This window comes from Haloarcula pelagica (genome assembly GCF_030127105.1).
GTDB lineage: Archaea > Halobacteriota > Halobacteria > Halobacteriales > Haloarculaceae > Haloarcula > Haloarcula pelagica.
Map to the genome: position 1 here is coordinate 449,117 of NZ_CP126162.1, position 15,605 is coordinate 464,721.

General features: G+C 60.1%; 16 protein-coding genes. 7 read left to right on the plus strand and 9 right to left on the minus strand.

Annotated features, from left to right (window positions below; all coding sequences use genetic code 11):
* Positions 1-8 precede the first annotated feature (8 nt).
* Complete coding sequence (locus P1L40_RS20925) at positions 9-1,466, minus strand: DUF8147 domain-containing protein (protein WP_284011322.1); 1,458 nt, start codon at positions 1,464-1,466, stop codon at positions 9-11.
* 391 nt (positions 1,467-1,857) lie between these two features.
* On the opposite strand from P1L40_RS20925, the gene P1L40_RS20930 reads away from it, so the two are divergent.
* Positions 1,858-2,430 carry a flavodoxin domain-containing protein gene (locus P1L40_RS20930; protein WP_284011323.1) on the plus strand — a complete coding sequence of 191 codons (573 nt, stop codon included), beginning with the start codon at positions 1,858-1,860 and terminating at the stop codon, positions 2,428-2,430.
* A gap of 12 nt (positions 2,431-2,442) precedes the next feature.
* Here the strand turns inward: P1L40_RS20930 and P1L40_RS20935 are convergent, their stop codons facing one another.
* Positions 2,443-3,564 (minus strand): bactofilin family protein, encoded by a 1,122-nt coding sequence (locus P1L40_RS20935; protein WP_284011324.1) that lies wholly within the window; start codon positions 3,562-3,564, stop codon positions 2,443-2,445.
* Between the two features lie 241 nt (positions 3,565-3,805).
* Here P1L40_RS20935 and P1L40_RS20940 point away from each other — a divergent pair, with 241 nt between their 5' ends.
* On the plus strand, positions 3,806-4,549 hold the full coding sequence (locus tag P1L40_RS20940; RefSeq protein WP_284011325.1) for a CPBP family intramembrane glutamic endopeptidase: 744 nt from the start codon (positions 3,806-3,808) through the stop codon (positions 4,547-4,549).
* Positions 4,550-4,556: 7 nt separating this feature from the next.
* On the opposite strand, the gene P1L40_RS20945 is transcribed toward P1L40_RS20940, so the two are convergent.
* From P1L40_RS20945 to P1L40_RS20955, 3 genes are all read right to left on the minus strand, one after another.
* Positions 4,557-4,712 carry a hypothetical protein gene (locus P1L40_RS20945; RefSeq protein WP_284011326.1) on the minus strand — a complete coding sequence of 52 codons (156 nt, stop codon included), beginning with the start codon at positions 4,710-4,712 and terminating at the stop codon, positions 4,557-4,559.
* Between the two features lie 70 nt (positions 4,713-4,782).
* Positions 4,783-4,929 carry a hypothetical protein gene (locus P1L40_RS20950; protein ID WP_284011327.1) on the minus strand — a complete coding sequence of 49 codons (147 nt, stop codon included), beginning with the start codon at positions 4,927-4,929 and terminating at the stop codon, positions 4,783-4,785.
* Between the two features lie 182 nt (positions 4,930-5,111).
* Entirely contained in the window at positions 5,112-5,708 is a 597-nt protein-coding gene (locus P1L40_RS20955) for a PH domain-containing protein (protein ID WP_284011328.1), read from the minus strand.
* Positions 5,709-5,922: 214 nt separating this feature from the next.
* Here P1L40_RS20955 and P1L40_RS20960 point away from each other — a divergent pair, with 214 nt between their 5' ends.
* The 3 genes from P1L40_RS20960 (at position 5,923) to P1L40_RS20970 (ending at position 8,125) form a co-directional block, all read left to right on the plus strand.
* Positions 5,923-6,768 (plus strand): ParA family protein, encoded by an 846-nt coding sequence (locus P1L40_RS20960; protein WP_284011329.1) that lies wholly within the window; start codon positions 5,923-5,925, stop codon positions 6,766-6,768.
* A complete protein-coding gene (locus tag P1L40_RS20965) occupies positions 6,765-7,133 on the plus strand; it encodes a DUF7970 domain-containing protein (RefSeq protein ID WP_284011330.1) in 369 nt (122 codons plus the stop codon). The genes P1L40_RS20960 and P1L40_RS20965 overlap by 4 nt, the downstream gene beginning before the upstream one ends.
* A gap of 686 nt (positions 7,134-7,819) precedes the next feature.
* On the plus strand, positions 7,820-8,125 hold the full coding sequence (locus P1L40_RS20970) for an Ig-like domain-containing protein (protein ID WP_284011331.1): 306 nt from the start codon (positions 7,820-7,822) through the stop codon (positions 8,123-8,125).
* A gap of 539 nt (positions 8,126-8,664) precedes the next feature.
* On the opposite strand, the gene P1L40_RS20975 is transcribed toward P1L40_RS20970, so the two are convergent.
* Together P1L40_RS20975 and P1L40_RS20980 are read right to left on the minus strand one after the other, a co-directional pair.
* Complete coding sequence (locus P1L40_RS20975) at positions 8,665-9,018, minus strand: DUF7970 domain-containing protein (RefSeq protein WP_284011332.1); 354 nt, start codon at positions 9,016-9,018, stop codon at positions 8,665-8,667.
* On the minus strand, positions 9,018-9,800 hold the full coding sequence (locus P1L40_RS20980) for a ParA family protein (protein WP_336402195.1): 783 nt from the start codon (positions 9,798-9,800) through the stop codon (positions 9,018-9,020). Before P1L40_RS20980 ends, P1L40_RS20975 begins: the two co-directional genes overlap by 1 nt.
* An 8-nt stretch (positions 9,801-9,808) precedes the next feature.
* On the opposite strand from P1L40_RS20980, the gene P1L40_RS20985 reads away from it, so the two are divergent.
* Positions 9,809-11,083: an IS4 family transposase gene (locus P1L40_RS20985; RefSeq protein ID WP_284011051.1), complete on the plus strand. Its 1,275-nt coding sequence runs from the start codon at positions 9,809-9,811 to the stop codon at positions 11,081-11,083.
* 83 nt (positions 11,084-11,166) lie between these two features.
* On the opposite strand, the gene P1L40_RS20990 is transcribed toward P1L40_RS20985, so the two are convergent.
* Both P1L40_RS20990 and P1L40_RS20995 read right to left on the minus strand, forming a co-directional pair.
* On the minus strand, positions 11,167-12,783 hold the full coding sequence (locus P1L40_RS20990) for a transposase (RefSeq protein ID WP_284011333.1): 1,617 nt from the start codon (positions 12,781-12,783) through the stop codon (positions 11,167-11,169).
* Positions 12,784-12,847: 64 nt separating this feature from the next.
* Entirely contained in the window at positions 12,848-14,782 is a 1,935-nt protein-coding gene (locus tag P1L40_RS20995) for an ABC transporter ATP-binding protein (protein WP_336402196.1), read from the minus strand.
* A 115-nt stretch (positions 14,783-14,897) separates the two neighbouring features.
* Here P1L40_RS20995 and P1L40_RS21000 point away from each other — a divergent pair, with 115 nt between their 5' ends.
* The gene (locus P1L40_RS21000) at positions 14,898-15,560 is read left to right on the plus strand and encodes a TetR/AcrR family transcriptional regulator (RefSeq protein ID WP_284011334.1); all 663 of its coding nucleotides are present in this window, start codon (positions 14,898-14,900) and stop codon (positions 15,558-15,560) included.
* The last annotated feature ends 45 nt before the right edge of the window (positions 15,561-15,605 follow it).

A 15,605-nucleotide genomic window follows, 5' to 3' on the forward strand; every position in this document is an offset into this window, starting at 1 on the left:
GGTCGATCTCAGTCCCGGTAGACCCCGCGGCCGACCTCCAACTCGCCGTCGGTGACCTGCCAGCCCGACTGTGGGCCGGCGAACTGGACCCGCGACCACTCGCGGTACTCGTTGCCACGCCAGCCGCCGGCGAACCACTCGTTGCGGCCGCTGACCTCGGCGGAGACGGACACCACGGTGTCGTCGTCGGTGTCGTAGTCGGCGTACACCCGCCCGTCGTACTCGTAACAGTGGTTCGTCTCGGTGGACCGGCCGAAACAGTCGACTTCGGTCCGGTTGTACCGGGTCGGGAACAGCGGTTCGTCGCCGATCGGCGTCGCCGTATCGATCGTCTCGTTGGCCCCGAGCGTCACCGTGAACTCGAAGCTCCCGTCGTTCTGGACACCCATCTCGGGGTTGCCGGGATCGTACTCCTCGGGACTGATCCGCTCGTAGTAGCCGGTGTCGCCCTGTTCGACGTTCCGGTAGTAGACCGTCTCGACCGCGATCCGGTCGGCCGTGATCGAAAGCATCGGCCCCTCCGCCGTGCTGACGACCGCGTAGGTGAAGTTCACCGGGGCCGGATCGCCGTCGTACCCGCGGACCGGCGGCGTGTATCGGGAGTACTCGACGGTCCGGACGAACTCTTCGCCCAGCCGTGAGCTGTTGCCCTCGACCGGCACCGGGACGTAGAACGTGGCGTCTTCCAGCGTCCCGTCGGCGGAGATGCCGACGCGGTACTCGTAGGTGCTGGTCGTGCTCTCGCCGATCCGTTGCTCCCCGAGCACCGAGAGCCCGGCCAGGACGAGTCCGAACACCAGGACGACGACCACTGCGCCGATGCCGACGGTGCGCCAGCCGACACGGTCGCCCGGCGGTCTGGTGAGCATGTGATGGAGCAGGACCGCGACCGCCGTGCCGGCGACGAATCCCGCCGGGAGGCCGACGAGGATCGAGAGCCAGATCACCGGCTCTAGCACCACGGTCAGGGCGATCCCGACGGCGAGAAACACGACGAGGCCGGCGAGCAGACTCAGTCCGATCGGAGCGAGCCGACGGCCGCCGCCGAGGTCGTCGATCGACTCCGCGGCGCCGGTGTCGGTTACCTTGTGCCGGTCGGCTTCGAGGAGACCGGCCAGCCCTCCGCCGATCGCGGCGACCGCGACCTGTGCGACCGTGGCGAACAGCGAGAGGACAGCACCGACGAGTAGCCCACCCAGCGGGACACCGAGGCCGTCGAAAGGGAGGGACCCGAACCGGAGAAACAGGATCGTTCCGGTGATAACGGTGCTGAGGGCAGCCATGATCGCGCCCGCGATAGCGCCGGTGACGGCGCCCCGACGCGGCCCCGCTCGTTCCAGGTAGCCGGCGACGCCGCCGCCGATCAGCGGCGCGACGAGCAAGACGATGGGGACGAAGCCCAGAAGGACACCGACGACTGCGCCGACCGCGCCGTTGCGGAGCGTTTGGCGTTCGGGAAGCTGCATGACTGAAATGACACTCGGAGGATACTTATTGCTATGCCAGGCGAGTCAGCGGCGACGCTCACGGTTCGGCGACCCCAGAAAACCCCGCGAGACCGCGACGGCGGCTCAGTCAGTCGGCTGTTCGTCGTCCCCGCCACGGCGGCGGAGACCGATGACGACGATCGCGACGATTGCGACGATAGCGATGAGTTTTGTCCGGTTCATCCTGACTGTACTTCTCACCTATCAGATATAAAGATTAGCGTGACGGGACGCCGTTGCGGGCCGGTCAGCGCCCGGCTCTCGGTCCGGAACCTGTTCGTATCTCCTGACCGGCGCCGGCGCGGACCACACACCCCTATCGATGTGTTCGGCCAAGCGTTATCGTGTCGGCGCGACAACTGAAAACGGCATGGTAACGTTCGCGATCGTCTACGGGACCGGCGAAGGACAGACAGCGAAAGTCGCGACGCGGATCGGGACCGCGCTCAGGGACCGGGGCCACGAGGCGGTGGTCACCGACATCACCGACGCCGACCCGGCCACAGTGCTCGACGGCGTCGACGCGGCGCTGGTCGGGTCCTCGATCCACGTCGGCAAGCACGCCGGGGCGATCAGGTCGTTCGTCGAAGCCAACCGCGACAGGCTTCGGTCGCTCCCCACGGCGTTCTTCCAGGTGTCGCTCACCTCGGCGGTCGACGACGAACAGCACCGGGCCGAGGCCGCACGGTACGTCACGGAGTTCACCGACGGGACCGGCTGGCATCCCGACCGAGTGGGGCTGTTCGGCGGTGCCCTCCGCTATTCGGAGTACGGCTTCCTGAAGCGGTTACTGATGAAACGCATCGCGGCGGACGCGACAGGCGACACCGACACCGCACAGGATTACGAGTACACGGACTGGGACGAGGTCGAGCAGTTCGCGGCCGATGTCGCGGCGTTCGTCGAGGGGCGACTCGGCACGACGCCACCGGCCGACGAGTGATCGTTCACACACTCAGGCGGGTGAGCCCTCGCCGGTCGATTCGTCGAGTGTCGTCTGTCGGCCCCCAGGGGACTCCTCCTGACCGCGCGCGGCGTAGGCGTCCCGGAGTCCCAGCACCAGCGCCCCCATCCCGAGCAGGAAGGCAAGCAACTCGAAGAGGCCGCCGATCACGGGGACGGCACCGAGGACGGCGAACCCGACCAGCCCGACGACCAGCGCGAGCCACCGGTTCTCGGTGTCTGCTAACCCGAGCGCCCACCAACCGACGGCGAACTGGCCGTAGACGACGCTGACCCAGACCGCGATCCCGAAGGCGATCGCGCCGACGACCGATAGCGGAAGCCCGACGATCGTTATCGCCAGGACGAGCAAGGCGATGGGGACGGCGACGAGGACGAGGAACCCGACCCCGCCGGTCCAGACCGGCCGGTTCGAGACTCGGTCTGCCACACCGGCGGAGAACTGCGGGAAGACGGCGAGCAACACCACACCGAGCAGGAGGTTCGCCACGAGACCGTAGACGACGCCGAGCCAGGACGGGATATCGAGCGTCCCGAACTCCGGTCCGGCGGACTGGCCGATCGAGCGGTCCCTGACGACCGCCCCCTGGATCGTCGCGTCCGGGTCGCGGTTGAACGTCTCCGCGTCGTAGCGGAACTCACCACCGACTACCGCCGACGGGCCGACTGTTATCGTCTCCGCGCCCGCGCGAACGTCGCCGTCGATCTGCCCGTCGACGATGAGATAGTTCGCACCGGCCTCGACGTTGCCCCCGATCTGTGCGGACTCGCCGATCTCCACCGTCCCGCTGGCGACGTTGACGTTCCCGCCGACCGTCCCGTCGATCCGGACGGTTCCAGCGGCGGCACTGATGTCGCCGCCGACGGTGCCGCCGTCGGTCACGAGGATCGTTCCCGCCGCACCGGAGATATCGCCGGTGACGGTTCCGCGGACGATGATCGTCCCCGCGAAGCCGGAGACGCTGTCGTAGGTCTCGCCCTCCCCGACGACGATCGTGTCGGACGCGCCCTCGAAGGACTGCCCGGCGACGACTCCCGAACCGACGGAGAGCAAGAGGAGTGCACCGACGAGAACGATAGCGATACGACGGGACCACGACGGATCGGTTGACATGCCCCTCTGTTCTCAACCAACCAATATAAATATTCACTGACACGTATTCTCAGCCGGTCGAGACTGAGAAAATAGCGTTTAGAGGAGCTCTGTACCTCTCTGAACGATCTTGGGGAGCCATTCGTTACCTTCGTGAAAATTACCATATTCAGAACAATAACGTTCCGATCGTTTACTGGATAGTCACGGTGGAAGTCGTCCGGACAGTACTGTTTTTACGGCGGTGCGCGTAGCTCGGTCTGTGTGCGAAACGACAGATACGCTGTCCGGTCCGCGGGCCGACAGCGATGCGGGGAGCGGTCGGCTGAGGGCGGTTCTGGTCGCGCTCGGACTGCTGGTGGTGGGGCTGGGCGCGAGCATCGTGGTCGGTATCGTGTTCACCGTCCCGTTGCTCCTGTTCGGGGCCGACGTACAGAGCCCCACGGTGTTTCTCTTGCTCGCCGCGGTGGGCCAACTCGCCTTTCTCGTCGTCGGGCTCTCGTATGTCGGGCGGTACGGTGGGGTGACCGTTCGGCGCCCGAGCAGACGCGACACCGGTTATCTCGTCGGTGGTCTCGTTGCCGCGCTGATCGCCGCCACGGGCCTGAGCGTCGTTGTCACCGTCCTCGGGATCGGCCCGTCCGGGAGTGTCTTCGACGACCCGATCACCACGGCGCCGTGGGTCGCGCTCGCACTGGCGGGCCTCTCTATCGTCCTCGTCGCGCCTGCGGAGGAACTGCTCTTTCGGGGTGCCATCCAGGGCCGACTCCGCAAATCGTTCGGCCCGGTCGGTGCTGTCGGGGGTGCGAGTGTCATCTTCGGGTCGATTCACTTGCTCAACTACACCGGGTCGATCGTCGGTGCGCTCAGCGGCGTCGTCATCGTTACTGTCGGCGGTGCCATCTTCGGGACGATCTACGAGCGGACGGGGAACTTGCTCGTTCCGATCGGTGCCCACGGCGGCTACAACGCGGTGTTGTTGACCGTGGCGTTTCTCGCGAGTTGAGCGCCGGTCAGGCCGGCCGGTCCGACTGTCGCCACCGGTAGGCAAGAACCGGATACAGCGGCGCCAGCGGCAGCAACAGCAGCAGTATCGGGACTAGCATCACCATCCCGATGACGCCCATTCCTGCCTTCGGTTCGTACGGAGTCGCGTTCGGAACTACCATACTCCAGTGTACGACGCCACACCTCACCAGCTTCCTGCGCCACCGGTGTGGGGGATTCAAGTCGCCGCCCTCAGGTCGGCGTCGACGCGCCGGTAACCGAGAGCTCCCGTGTGGTCGTCACGTGACCGTCGATGCACAGTGGCATCGGACCGGCTTCGGTCGCCGTGTACTCCGTATCGATTGTGACCGTCGCAGTCGTCTGCGCTCCTCCGGCCACCCGCCGCTCGACGATGGTGGACTCGTCGTCGTCGGCGATGAGTTCCGTCGGCCAGTAGAGCGCGGCCAGGAACCGCCCGTCGACAGCAGCGGTGTTGGTGACAGTGATCGTCGCTTCGAGCGGTTCGCCCTGCTCGGTCGGACCGGCGTGTCAGCGCGGCCGCTCTGCGGGACGATGCTGGCTCACATCGTCCGGTGCTGTTCGAGCAGTTCACGGATCCGGCGGAGTTCCGAGACGACCTCGTCGGTACTGGTCGTGGTCCCGACGATTGCCGGTTCGTCCTCGCTCTCCGTTGCTTTCGCCGGGCGTTCTCGCACACGGTCGAGGATCTGTTCTTTGATCGCTTCGTAGTCACTGACACCGCTGATCGTCAGTTCGGCACCCATCTGTCCACCGTACCCCGCGGTGTGTATACCGACCGATCCCGCGCTGACGAGACGCTGAATCGGCCCCTGTGAGGTCCCGACGTTCGTGATCCGGTTGTAGGGGACGGTGGTCTTCTGCCGAAAGAAGACGCCCCGTCGGTATTCGATCTCGTCGTCGGTGAACCGATACCCCGTCGTCCGGTAGAAGGCGGGAATCCACCACGTCACGTAGCCGAACGCGATCAGGAGTCCCGCGCCCCCGACCAGGACTACCCAGTCTGCCAACTGCGTGAGGATACCGGTACCCGCGAGGACGCCGATCACGCACAGCACCACCAACAGGGCTCCCGCCTCGTAGACGAAGTAGTACCGACGCAACTGTTCGGGTTTGAACCACTTGTTTCGGGGCCGCATACGTGGACGGACGGCTGCCGAGAACTTGAAGATAATCTAACACCAGACTGTGGGAGGCGGCCACCGCTGAGACTTGGACCCCGCTGGGCAGGGTGCGCTGGAGTCGATATAGCGGTATGAGATATACCATACGCGTCCAACTCTAAAATCAGCTATACGACATAGCTATATTGTCTGACTTATCTTTAAGTCGCCGACTTCCGATTGGGCTCGTATGCTCACGTACACAGTCTACAGTGAGGCCGGTGGTGTCGGAAAGACAACACTGGCGGGGAACCTTGCGGTCGCCGATGCCAGGGCCGGACACGATGTCCTCGCGATCGACATGGACCCACAGGAGGGGAGTCTCTCATACCTCTTCGACGTGGCGGACAACCGGACGGATTCGGAGGCCGATAGTCTCGTCAGACACCTCGTCGAACGCCCGCGCGGCGAGTTCGGCGACCTCGTTCAAGAGTCTGAAGGCGTCGATATCGTTCCCGCCCACAACTCCCTTGAAGTCCTCTCGAAACACCTTCGGCGGAGAGAGGAGGAAGCCGCTGATTTCGGCGAGAACTGGAACCCTAACGTCCAGTTGCTCCGGGTGTTGAAATCTGCAGGTGTTCCAGCCGAGTACGACACCGTCGTCATCGACCCACCGGCGACTGCGGACGTGAAACTGTACAACGCGATCCACGCGACGCGAAACCTCGTGATCCCCTTCGAACCGAGCGGGAAAGGTCAGCAGTCGGTGACCGGCCTGGCCGACCTCGTCGACGGACTGGAGACGACACTCGACATCAACGTCGGCGTCCTCGCTGCCGTCCCGAACCGGTTCAAAGGCACTAACGACCAGGAGGAGGTCCTCGACGACCTCCGGTCACAGGACTACGACGTTCCCGTCGTCTTCCGGGAGCGGACCTCACTTCTCGAAGGCTGTTGGCGCAAGCAGTGTTCCGCGTTCGAATACGTGAACACGCACCGTTCTCGCGAACGTGACTACGAGTTAGAAACGCTGGAGCAGTTCGAGACCCTGGCACGCCGGCTGCGATCGCCGCGGGAACAGGAGGCAACAGCATGAAGTCGGGATCGGGCGACGACCCGTTTGCCGAGACGGGCACGACCGAGTCGAGCTCGGAACCACAGTCGTCGACCCCCGATCACTCACCTGAGTCGGAAGTTTCGGACTCCGATTCTGACGCCGAAACTCCCGAGATCCCGTACAAGTTCCGTCGCTCGTCGGTCAAAGCCGACAGGAAGCAGCGCCCGATCTTTCTCAGACCCCACATCGAGGACCGAGAGTCGTCGTTCGTGCGAACGCTCGAAGACGCGCTCGGCGAAGACGTTTATAAAACCGATGCCCTCGAAGCAGCGATCGTCGTGGCGATGGACAATCCGGATCTGGTCGCCGAAGAACTTCGAGAGTGGGGCTACGACTGGGACTGAGGCGAGTCCCGCCGTGTGAGGGGCGAAGACTTTCTGCTGACCACTATTACGAGACTTTCCCAAGTAGCGATCAAACACAGCTATACTAAATAGCTATAATAAATAACTGTTCGGATTAGACATAAATAATAGTCAAGGGGAGCAGTCAAAGATATAGTTAAAAAGACACACTATCTTGTATATTCGAGCCGACTAGCTATGCTGATATTCGAACCGATTTTCTATCTGGGTATGAAAAACAGCTGTTAAGTATAGCTATACTTACTAAATATTCCACCTAGCTCTATCAGCTAAATGGACAGGCTGACTGTGCGATCTGGCCAAATATGCTAGCGGGGCCGACTGGAGGGGCCGGCGGAACTGAGCCATCTGGTTATCGACCACTTTCGTCGTCCGTGTCGGCTCGTATCTTGCGCGTGGCCAGACTGTCGAGCTGCCGGGCGGAAGCAGATTCGAGGGTGGTCCGGCGGAGTTGATCGGACGGCAGGATCGCTCTCGGTAACCGTATCATCGACCAACGAACGGGGTGGGTGTCGGTTACTTAGTCGTCTGCCGGTAGGCCAAGATATTGGCTGACTCAAATCACGATTGAATCGATAGCTGGATACAATACCCGTCCACTCGGTAGTTCAAGTATGCTGAGTGTGCCCTCCATCCACGTTTCGAGCGGCCGTCCTGTGTTCGGGATGACAGCCTGGCGACACTGTCGTGAGGACCTCTATATCCGCAACGAGAGTGCAGCGACGACCCACGAGATCCGGGTCGCTATCCTCGACGATGGGCGTGTCCGCCACGAGAAGACGTACCGACTTGCGCCCGGCCAGGACGGATGCTCGGTGAATCTGCTTCCTGCTGGTCGATACACGATCACTGTGACGCTCGACGGTGGCCCCAGTTCGACTGCTACTGTGCGTGTCGGTGATACCCCCGAACGGACGATCGTCGCCGAGGTCGCCGACGAACGGGTAACTATCACCGAGGGACACGAGTAGCCGGCTTCAAACGGCTTGGTAAGTCTACTCTGTCATACACCCAGTGCTCAGAGCGGTCAAACGGCGGACGACAGCCTGCCGGTCGGATTGACACACCAACTGCAAGCGCCAGTGGCAGTCTCGGGGAAACTGTCCGGATTCGACGCTGAAACTGGGGAGTTGGCCGTCACGAAACAGTCCCCTTCGGAAACGATCAACGTCTTCGAATCGGAAGGACGACTCCTCGTCGCGATGGATAATCAGGTAGCGGCAGCGGGACAGAGGTGACGTGATGCGGCCAGGGACTCCTCACCTTGACGGACGCGAGCCGAACTGCCGGTTCGTGAATCCACCTGTCCCAGCGACTTCACACAGGGTAACCGTGTCCTGAAACCGTCGGAGCTTTCGTACCTCACCGAGGGCGATGACTCGGTTGAAAACACAGCACATTATCGCTCTAATGTGCAGTGCAAATAGAATAGCCTGAATACGCCTGAAAGTACACAATACAAGCCCTCAGTCGACAGTTTCCGGTTTGATAAACTATATATCGCGATATGTTATCGCTCCCCCTCGATCAGGTCAGCAAGCTCCTCAATATGATTTCCAGCTAACCGCGCGAGGGCGTCGTGTTTCTCCCGCTTTGGGACATCTCTCAAGCCCCGGTTTCGGAGCTCTAGATCCAGTTCCGCCAGTGCATCGCCCAACTCATCGAGAGAGGACGGTCGAGCGTATATCGCATCTTGCTTTGTATCGTCAAAGCTGAACGCTGGGCCACCTGATGGCTCTGTCTCGGTGCTCGTTGCTGTCGAGGTAGTTGTCTCGGTTGTGTCGCTCTGGGTAGAGTCAGAGCTTGAATCAGTATCGTCGTTATCCTGCTCATCCAGAGCATCGTTGAGGTCGTCGAAGGCCATCAGCGCTGCACCTCCCCAGCCTCCACGATCTGAGCGAGTTCATCATAACACGTCAGTTGATCACACGTCGAGTCGTGGTCACGCAGCGGGAGTCCTGCATCGTTCGCATTATCGATTGCTCCTCGATGTCGGATTCCTGGGAGAGCACCGTCATAGTCGCCGCTGTCAACAGCATCCCAGTCATCCTCAGAGAGATACGCATAGTTCGGAACATGACGAGCGACTGCATCGCGTGTAGTCAGCTCGCGCAGGAGACGTCGGTCCCGAGTATCCTGGTCGATACGGTCCGAGAGATCTGTTGGTGTAACAGCCAGAATATTCAGGTCGAAGTACTCTCGTGCCTCCATTACGAGCCGCTGAATCGTGTTCGTCAATCCGCTCTCGTAGCCGTTTTCTGGCCGAAGCGGAATGATGATGTTCCCGGTTGCGTACATCGCATTATCGTTGAGTTTCCCTCGGTTCGCTGGACAGTCGATGATGATGTACTCGTAGTCTGAATCGAGGACCTCGTCGACCAGATTTTCTTTCAATCGCGTTGTGCCCATGGTGGCCTCTTTGAGACCCGACTGGACATCCTCCAGCGCGACGTGTGCTGGGAACAGATCCAGGCCATCGACGACGTCAACGGTGTACTGACGTGGATCAGCCCCATCAAGTAGTACCTCGGCCGCGTGGCATCCGTCTTTAGTTAGTCGAGAAACCGCGTGACAGCGACGGCTTATCGAGGCTTCTTTTCGAGAGGAATGAGGAGGCAACGGCTGTGCACACCAAAGCCTCCTCATCGAGAATCATGCGTCGGCTCACTACACTGTTTCCCTCCGAGTTCCTCGAAGAGCACGCCGAGGAACTCGGCGTAGTCGAACGAAACAGAAAGGCGCAGATGCCCGCCCTCGTGTGGTCATTCGTGTTCGGCTTCGCCGCAGGCGAGAGCCGAACACTTGCTGGCTTCCGGCGTAGCTACAACGCCACTGCCGATGAGACGCTCTCTCCCGGCGGATTCCATCAGCGGTTGACGCCAGCTTTTGCGGAGTACCTCCGCGACCTCGTCGAGCACGGCATCGACGAGGTCGCTGTTCCTGACGCTGTTGACATCGATATCGACCGATTCAAAGACGTGATGATCGCCGATGGAACCGTGCTGCGGTTGCATCGGCTTCTCTCAGATGAGTTCGAACCACGGCGAGGGGAGCAGGGTGGAGCGCGGCTCCACCTGCTCCACAACGTCACCGACCAGACAATTAATCGGTTCAGCGTCACTGACGAGAAAACACACGACAGCACCGAGTTTTCCACAGGATCGTGGCTGGAAGACCGGTTGGTGCTGTTCGATCAGGCATACTTCAAGTACCGCCGCTTTGCGCTGATTGACGAGAACGACGGCTACTTCGTGAGTCGGCTGAAACCGAACGCAAACCCGGAGATAACGGCGGAATTGCGGGAATGGCGTGGCGACGCCATTCCCTTGGAAGGGGAGAAGATCCAGAATGTCGTAGACGATCTCTACCGCGAGTACATTGATGTCGAGGTCGAAGCGACGTTTCAGCGACGCGAGTACGCGGGCACGCAATCATACGATAGCAAGACATTCCGTGTCGTCGGCGTCCGTGACGAGGACGCCGACGACTACCATCTCTACATTACGAATCTCCCGAGAGAGGAGTTTCTGCCGGCAGATCTGGCGACGATCTATCGCTGTCGGTGGGAGGTAGAACTGCTGTTTCGTGAGCTGAAGACGCAATATGAACTGGATGAGTTCGACACAAGCAAGACGTATATCGTGGAAATTCTGCTGTACGCGGCGTTGCTGTCGCTGTTAGTGAGCCGTGATCTGTTGGATCTGGTTACCGAGCAAGCCGACGACGAGATCGTGTTTCCGCCGGAACGCTGGGCGGCGACCTTCCGGTCGCACGCCCAGGTTATCCTCCATGAACTCGGTGAGTTTCTCGGCTACTCACCACCGCCACTGCTGGAGCGACTGATCGAAGATGCCCAGAAGATCCATCAGCAACGACCGATCTTACAAGAGACGCTCGCTACCGCTACGCAACCGAGGTGTGAGGCCTAACTAAAGACCAATGTTGTGCGGATTTTGGCGCTCTTCCAGAGCGTTGCCACTCCCAATCGGCGGACCCAGTGAGGACTTGTTGCTCAGTCAGGTGGTATCAATGCCGAGGCGACGATCTCGACACTCTCACCCGCGGTCAGCACGGGTGTGTAGTCCATCTCGCCCTTAACACTCGCTTTCAACAGGAAATCGGTCAGCCGCCAGATGTTGTAGAGCAAAACCGCGAACACGAAGTAGAACAGCCTCATTCTGTAATCCTTCGAGGAGGTCTTTGCAAGGAAGTCGCTCTTGATACTCTTGTACTCGTTTTCGATCTGCCAGCGACGGCTGTACCGCCGACAGAACGACTCGGCTTCCTCTGGGCCGACGCGGAGGTTCGTGGCGAAGACAGTCGTTCCCTCAACACTCGTCGACGGGACGTACAGGAACTGCATCGAGTGACTGCCCGATTCGACGTGAACGGACGCCGATTCAACCGCCACTCCTTGCCCATCGGCATCCATCGTTTCGATGACCTCGCGCTCAGTGCTGTTGATCCGCTTCGGGATGAGATAGTTAACTCCGAGATTCGAGAGCGTCTGGTAGACGTTCTTGGAATCGAACTCACGATCACACAGCACTGTCTCCACAGGGACGTGTTCTTTCGCTCGTTGAACGAGTCGCCGGACGACACGATGAACCTGATTTGGCGGATTCCTGTCCCACGCTGAGCTTTCCCGAACCGGCTCCACAGCGAGCACGAGCGGGATGTTCGCGCCGACAATCGAGAGTGTCGCGAATTTGAATGCCCGCTCTTCTTCCTCCTTCGTCCCACTGACCATCGACATCCCTTCTACGTCGCCGTAGTACGGGATTGTCGTGATGTCGATTGCCGCAGTCACCGGCCGCCGCAACGATGTCTCCGAGGCAATAGCCGAGAGCAATCGGTCGCTGGCCTGATCGAACCCCTCGATAAGCGCTTCCGACTCGAATTGCTTGACTGCCCGCAGATGCGTGTCCCCATGCGGGCCATATTCCTCGCCACGACGATACTGAAACCGTGCGGCACCCTGAGCGGTGCCACAGCGGACCATCCCCATGAACGCCTGGAGTTCGAAGAACTGCGTATCCTCGTAGGAGGCATTCTGCGCTCGACCGGAGTCAAATCCGCCGAAACCGTGCTCCCGTGCGAGGCGTGTCGTCCGGTGAATTTGCTCGTCTGAAAACTCAGCGCCCACAGACTCGTCCTGCTCATCGTCGTCGGCCGACTCCGGGGTTGTGTCGGTAACCTCCTCTTTCGGGCGCACTGCGGTGACTGAGGGACCGTAGTCGTGGATTTCTTTGACCACGTAGTGAGCAGCGACGGTCACGTACTCCCGAACCCCGTCGTCGAATCGGTTCCGCCAAGCGCGAGAGAGTACGGCCTCGTCGGGAACGTGGTCTAGCCCGAATGGTTCAGCGAGTTCCTGGTACGTTTCGAGGGTTCGGTAACTGTCGCCCGTTATTTCCCGGTATATGAACAGCCGGAGCACCCCCTGGAACGAATCTGGTGCTGGGTGCCAGTCTGGATATCGGTCTACTAGCTCATCCGTGAGTAGTGTAACTTCGCTTAGTGAGGTCTGAAGTGACGCTCCCTTGCGCAATGTTTCTACGATTTCGATACCAGTTTTGTACGCGTCCGTCTTTCTGCTGGCTTGGTCCGAGATTAAAACGTTCTCCATGGCGGATCAATTCGAGCAGTAGTGTCTCAATCACACTCCTCGGGATTTCCCAGATGTTCACTGCTCATGGTGAATGAACCTCGGCATTTGTGCCAGTGAATGCATCGTCTTTCGGTTGTAGATTCCCGAGTTGGATCTGCCAGAGTGTCGAGTAGAGACCATCTGCGTCCAGAAGTTCTTCGTGGGTACCCTGTTCAACGAGTTCACCTTCGTCCAGTACGAGGATACGGTCGGCATTGCGGACCGTCGACAGTTGATGCGCAACAGCGAACGTAGTCTTGCCTTCCGTGTGGAGTGTGAGATTCTGCTGAATTGCCGCTTCAGTCTCGTTGTCCACGTGGCTCGTTGCTTCATCAAGAATCAAGATATCGTGATCGTGGAGGAGCGCACGTGCGATGGCGATTCGCTGGCGCTGACCGCCGGATAACTTAACCCCGCGTTCGCCGACCATCGTGTCGTAGCCGTCCTCAAGATCTCGAACGAACGAGTCGGCACCGGCTGCCGATGCCGCTGCACGGATGTCGTCCTTATCGGCTTCTGGCCGACCGTACCCGATGTTCTCGGCCACAGTTCCGTAGAAAATATACGGTTCTTGAGAGACGTATCCGATGGACTTTCGCAACGAACCAAGGGAGATATCCTGAACGTCACGTCCATCGACACGGACCGTGCCGCTGTCCGGGTCGTAGAAGCGCAGCAGGAGTTTCAGGAGCGTCGACTTCCCCGCACCTGTCCGTCCGACGACGCCGACGTACTCGCCCGGTTCGACATCGAACGAGACATCCTCGAGAACTCGCTCGGTATCTTGCTTGGAGTCATTCCCGTAACTGAAGCTGACGTTTTCGTAGTCAATGTCACCCTCGATGTCGTCGCTGGCCGACGATCCGTCCGTGGTCTCTGAGCCGGAATCGGCGTCCATGAGGCCGAATATACGTTCGCCAGCGGCCTGTGCGTACTGATAGCCGTTGATGATCTGGCCCATGCGACGCATCGGATAGATGAATCTCTGTGAGTAATTGAGAAAGAGCACCAGTGTACCGGCAGTGAGTGTCGTCCCTTCGTAGAAGGCCATGGGCGGTGAGCCTGTGACGACCCACCACCCGCCGATGCCGAACACCGAGATGTACCCGGCCGCCGTCATCAGCTGCATCGTCGGGAAGTAGAGAATTCGTGTCGTGATCGCGTTCCACTGTGTATCGAGATATTCAGCCGACGCCTCGGTGACCCGGTTTCGTTCGAACGGTTCCCTGGCGAAGGCTTTGACTGTAGTGATACCACTGACATTATTTTCGAGACGGCTGTTGAGTTTCCCGACACTCTTCCTGACCCTGCGGTATTTCGGACCGATCGACTGGACGAACCAGTGACTAAGAAAGCCAAGGAGTGGGATGGTCAGTACGGGGATGAGCGCGAGCTTCCAATTGATCAACAACATAATCACGCCCATTCCTCCCACACGAACGACGATCACAACGAGATTATTGAGGTGCGTCGTGAGAAATTCCTCGAGCTGATTGACGTCGTTGTTTAGAATACTCATAATGTCACCAGTCTGATGCTCGTCGAAGAACGTCACCGGACGACCTTGTACCGCCTCGTACGTATCGACGCGAAGCGAGTGCTGGACGTGCTGGGCGAAGCTGTTCCACATGTAGCTGTTGAGCCAGCCGAGCGCCGAGTTGAGAGCGTAGACGACAGCCATGATACCCAGCACCAGCAGGAACTGTTCGCCAGTGCTCTCTGGGAGCCACCGCGTGGGGACCAGTGGGAGAGCGAACGGCGTGGTGTCGAAAAACAGTGAATCGATCGCGACCGCCAACACGACGGTCGGTATCAGTTCCATCACCATCCGGAGGACGCTCGCGATCGTTCCGACGACGAATTTCGGAAGTTCCGCCTGACCGTAGGTCGTGAACAGTTTCCAGAAGGGACGAGTGTCCCGATCTCGGACGTTCGAGAGCCCGTCCGCCTCCGAATCCGGCATTCCAGGCTTTGACATTAGACTAACAGTGCTGACAGCATATATAAAAAAGAGTTGGTCTATTCTCGCGTGATTGCCGGTCTAGGGCCAGTCGAACGACAAATATAAGTCGTTGACTAACAGCTATGTTAGTATGGGTGCTCGCGACCAGTCCGGTGATAACCAGCCCGAGTCCAAGGACGCCATCATGGAGGCGACGTTCAAAGCACTGTCCAAGCACGGGTATGCGGATCTCTCGATGCAGGATATCGCTGACGAGTTCGACAAGAGCCGGTCGCTGCTGCACTACCATTACGATACCCGCGAAGACCTCATTCTCGCCTTCGTGGACGACCTCATCGGGCACAAGGAATCACAACTGGCGCGCACGGAAGCAGAGGAGCCACCGGAACGCCTCCTCGAATATCTCGACCAATTCACGCTCAGGGCCGACCACCATCACGGGTTCGCGGTCGCGTTGTTCGAACTTCGTCTGCAGGCACTCCGCGACGACCGGCTCAGGGAGAAGCTGGCCAAGCACTATCAGCGCAACATCGAGACGGCGGCGGATATCATCTCTGACGGTGTCGAGACCGGTGTCTTTCGCTCCGTCGATCCCTCCCAGGTGGCGGAGACGATCTACAACGCCATCCAGGGGGCGGCCTTCTGCGAGGTGGTCCTCGGTTTCGAGGGGCGATCCAGCGGATGCGAGACAGCATCGTCGAATTCGTGGTCGGTGATCTGGTTTCCACCGCAACGCTGCTGGCAGAGAACACCGAGTCGGCCACACATCCTCGGTAAAACCGCTGACAAGTAGTTTAAGTCGACCTAAACCATAGCAGTTATAAACTTTTAGGCTAGC

Coding starts and splice junctions, on each gene's coding strand:
- P1L40_RS20925 (WP_284011322.1), bottom strand. CDS start 1,466: ATGCAGCTTCCCGAACGCCAAACGCTCCGCAACGGCGCGGTCGGCGCA.
- P1L40_RS20930 (WP_284011323.1), top strand. CDS start 1,858: ATGGTAACGTTCGCGATCGTCTACGGGACCGGCGAAGGACAGACAGCG.
- P1L40_RS20935 (WP_284011324.1), bottom strand. CDS start 3,564: ATGTCAACCGATCCGTCGTGGTCCCGTCGTATCGCTATCGTTCTCGTC.
- P1L40_RS20945 (WP_284011326.1), bottom strand. CDS start 4,712: ATGGTAGTTCCGAACGCGACTCCGTACGAACCGAAGGCAGGAATGGGC.
- P1L40_RS20955 (WP_284011328.1), bottom strand. CDS start 5,708: ATGCGGCCCCGAAACAAGTGGTTCAAACCCGAACAGTTGCGTCGGTAC.
- P1L40_RS20960 (WP_284011329.1), top strand. CDS start 5,923: ATGCTCACGTACACAGTCTACAGTGAGGCCGGTGGTGTCGGAAAGACA.
- P1L40_RS20965 (WP_284011330.1), top strand. CDS start 6,765: ATGAAGTCGGGATCGGGCGACGACCCGTTTGCCGAGACGGGCACGACC.
- P1L40_RS20970 (WP_284011331.1), top strand. CDS start 7,820: ATGACAGCCTGGCGACACTGTCGTGAGGACCTCTATATCCGCAACGAG.
- P1L40_RS20975 (WP_284011332.1), bottom strand. CDS start 9,018: ATGGCCTTCGACGACCTCAACGATGCTCTGGATGAGCAGGATAACGAC.
- P1L40_RS20980 (WP_336402195.1), bottom strand. CDS start 9,800: ATGAGGAGGCTTTGGTGTGCACAGCCGTTGCCTCCTCATTCCTCTCGA.
- P1L40_RS20985 (WP_284011051.1), top strand. CDS start 9,809: ATGCGTCGGCTCACTACACTGTTTCCCTCCGAGTTCCTCGAAGAGCAC.
- P1L40_RS20990 (WP_284011333.1), bottom strand. CDS start 12,783: ATGGAGAACGTTTTAATCTCGGACCAAGCCAGCAGAAAGACGGACGCG.
- P1L40_RS20995 (WP_336402196.1), bottom strand. CDS start 14,782: ATGTCAAAGCCTGGAATGCCGGATTCGGAGGCGGACGGGCTCTCGAAC.
- P1L40_RS21000 (WP_284011334.1), top strand. CDS start 14,898: ATGGGTGCTCGCGACCAGTCCGGTGATAACCAGCCCGAGTCCAAGGAC.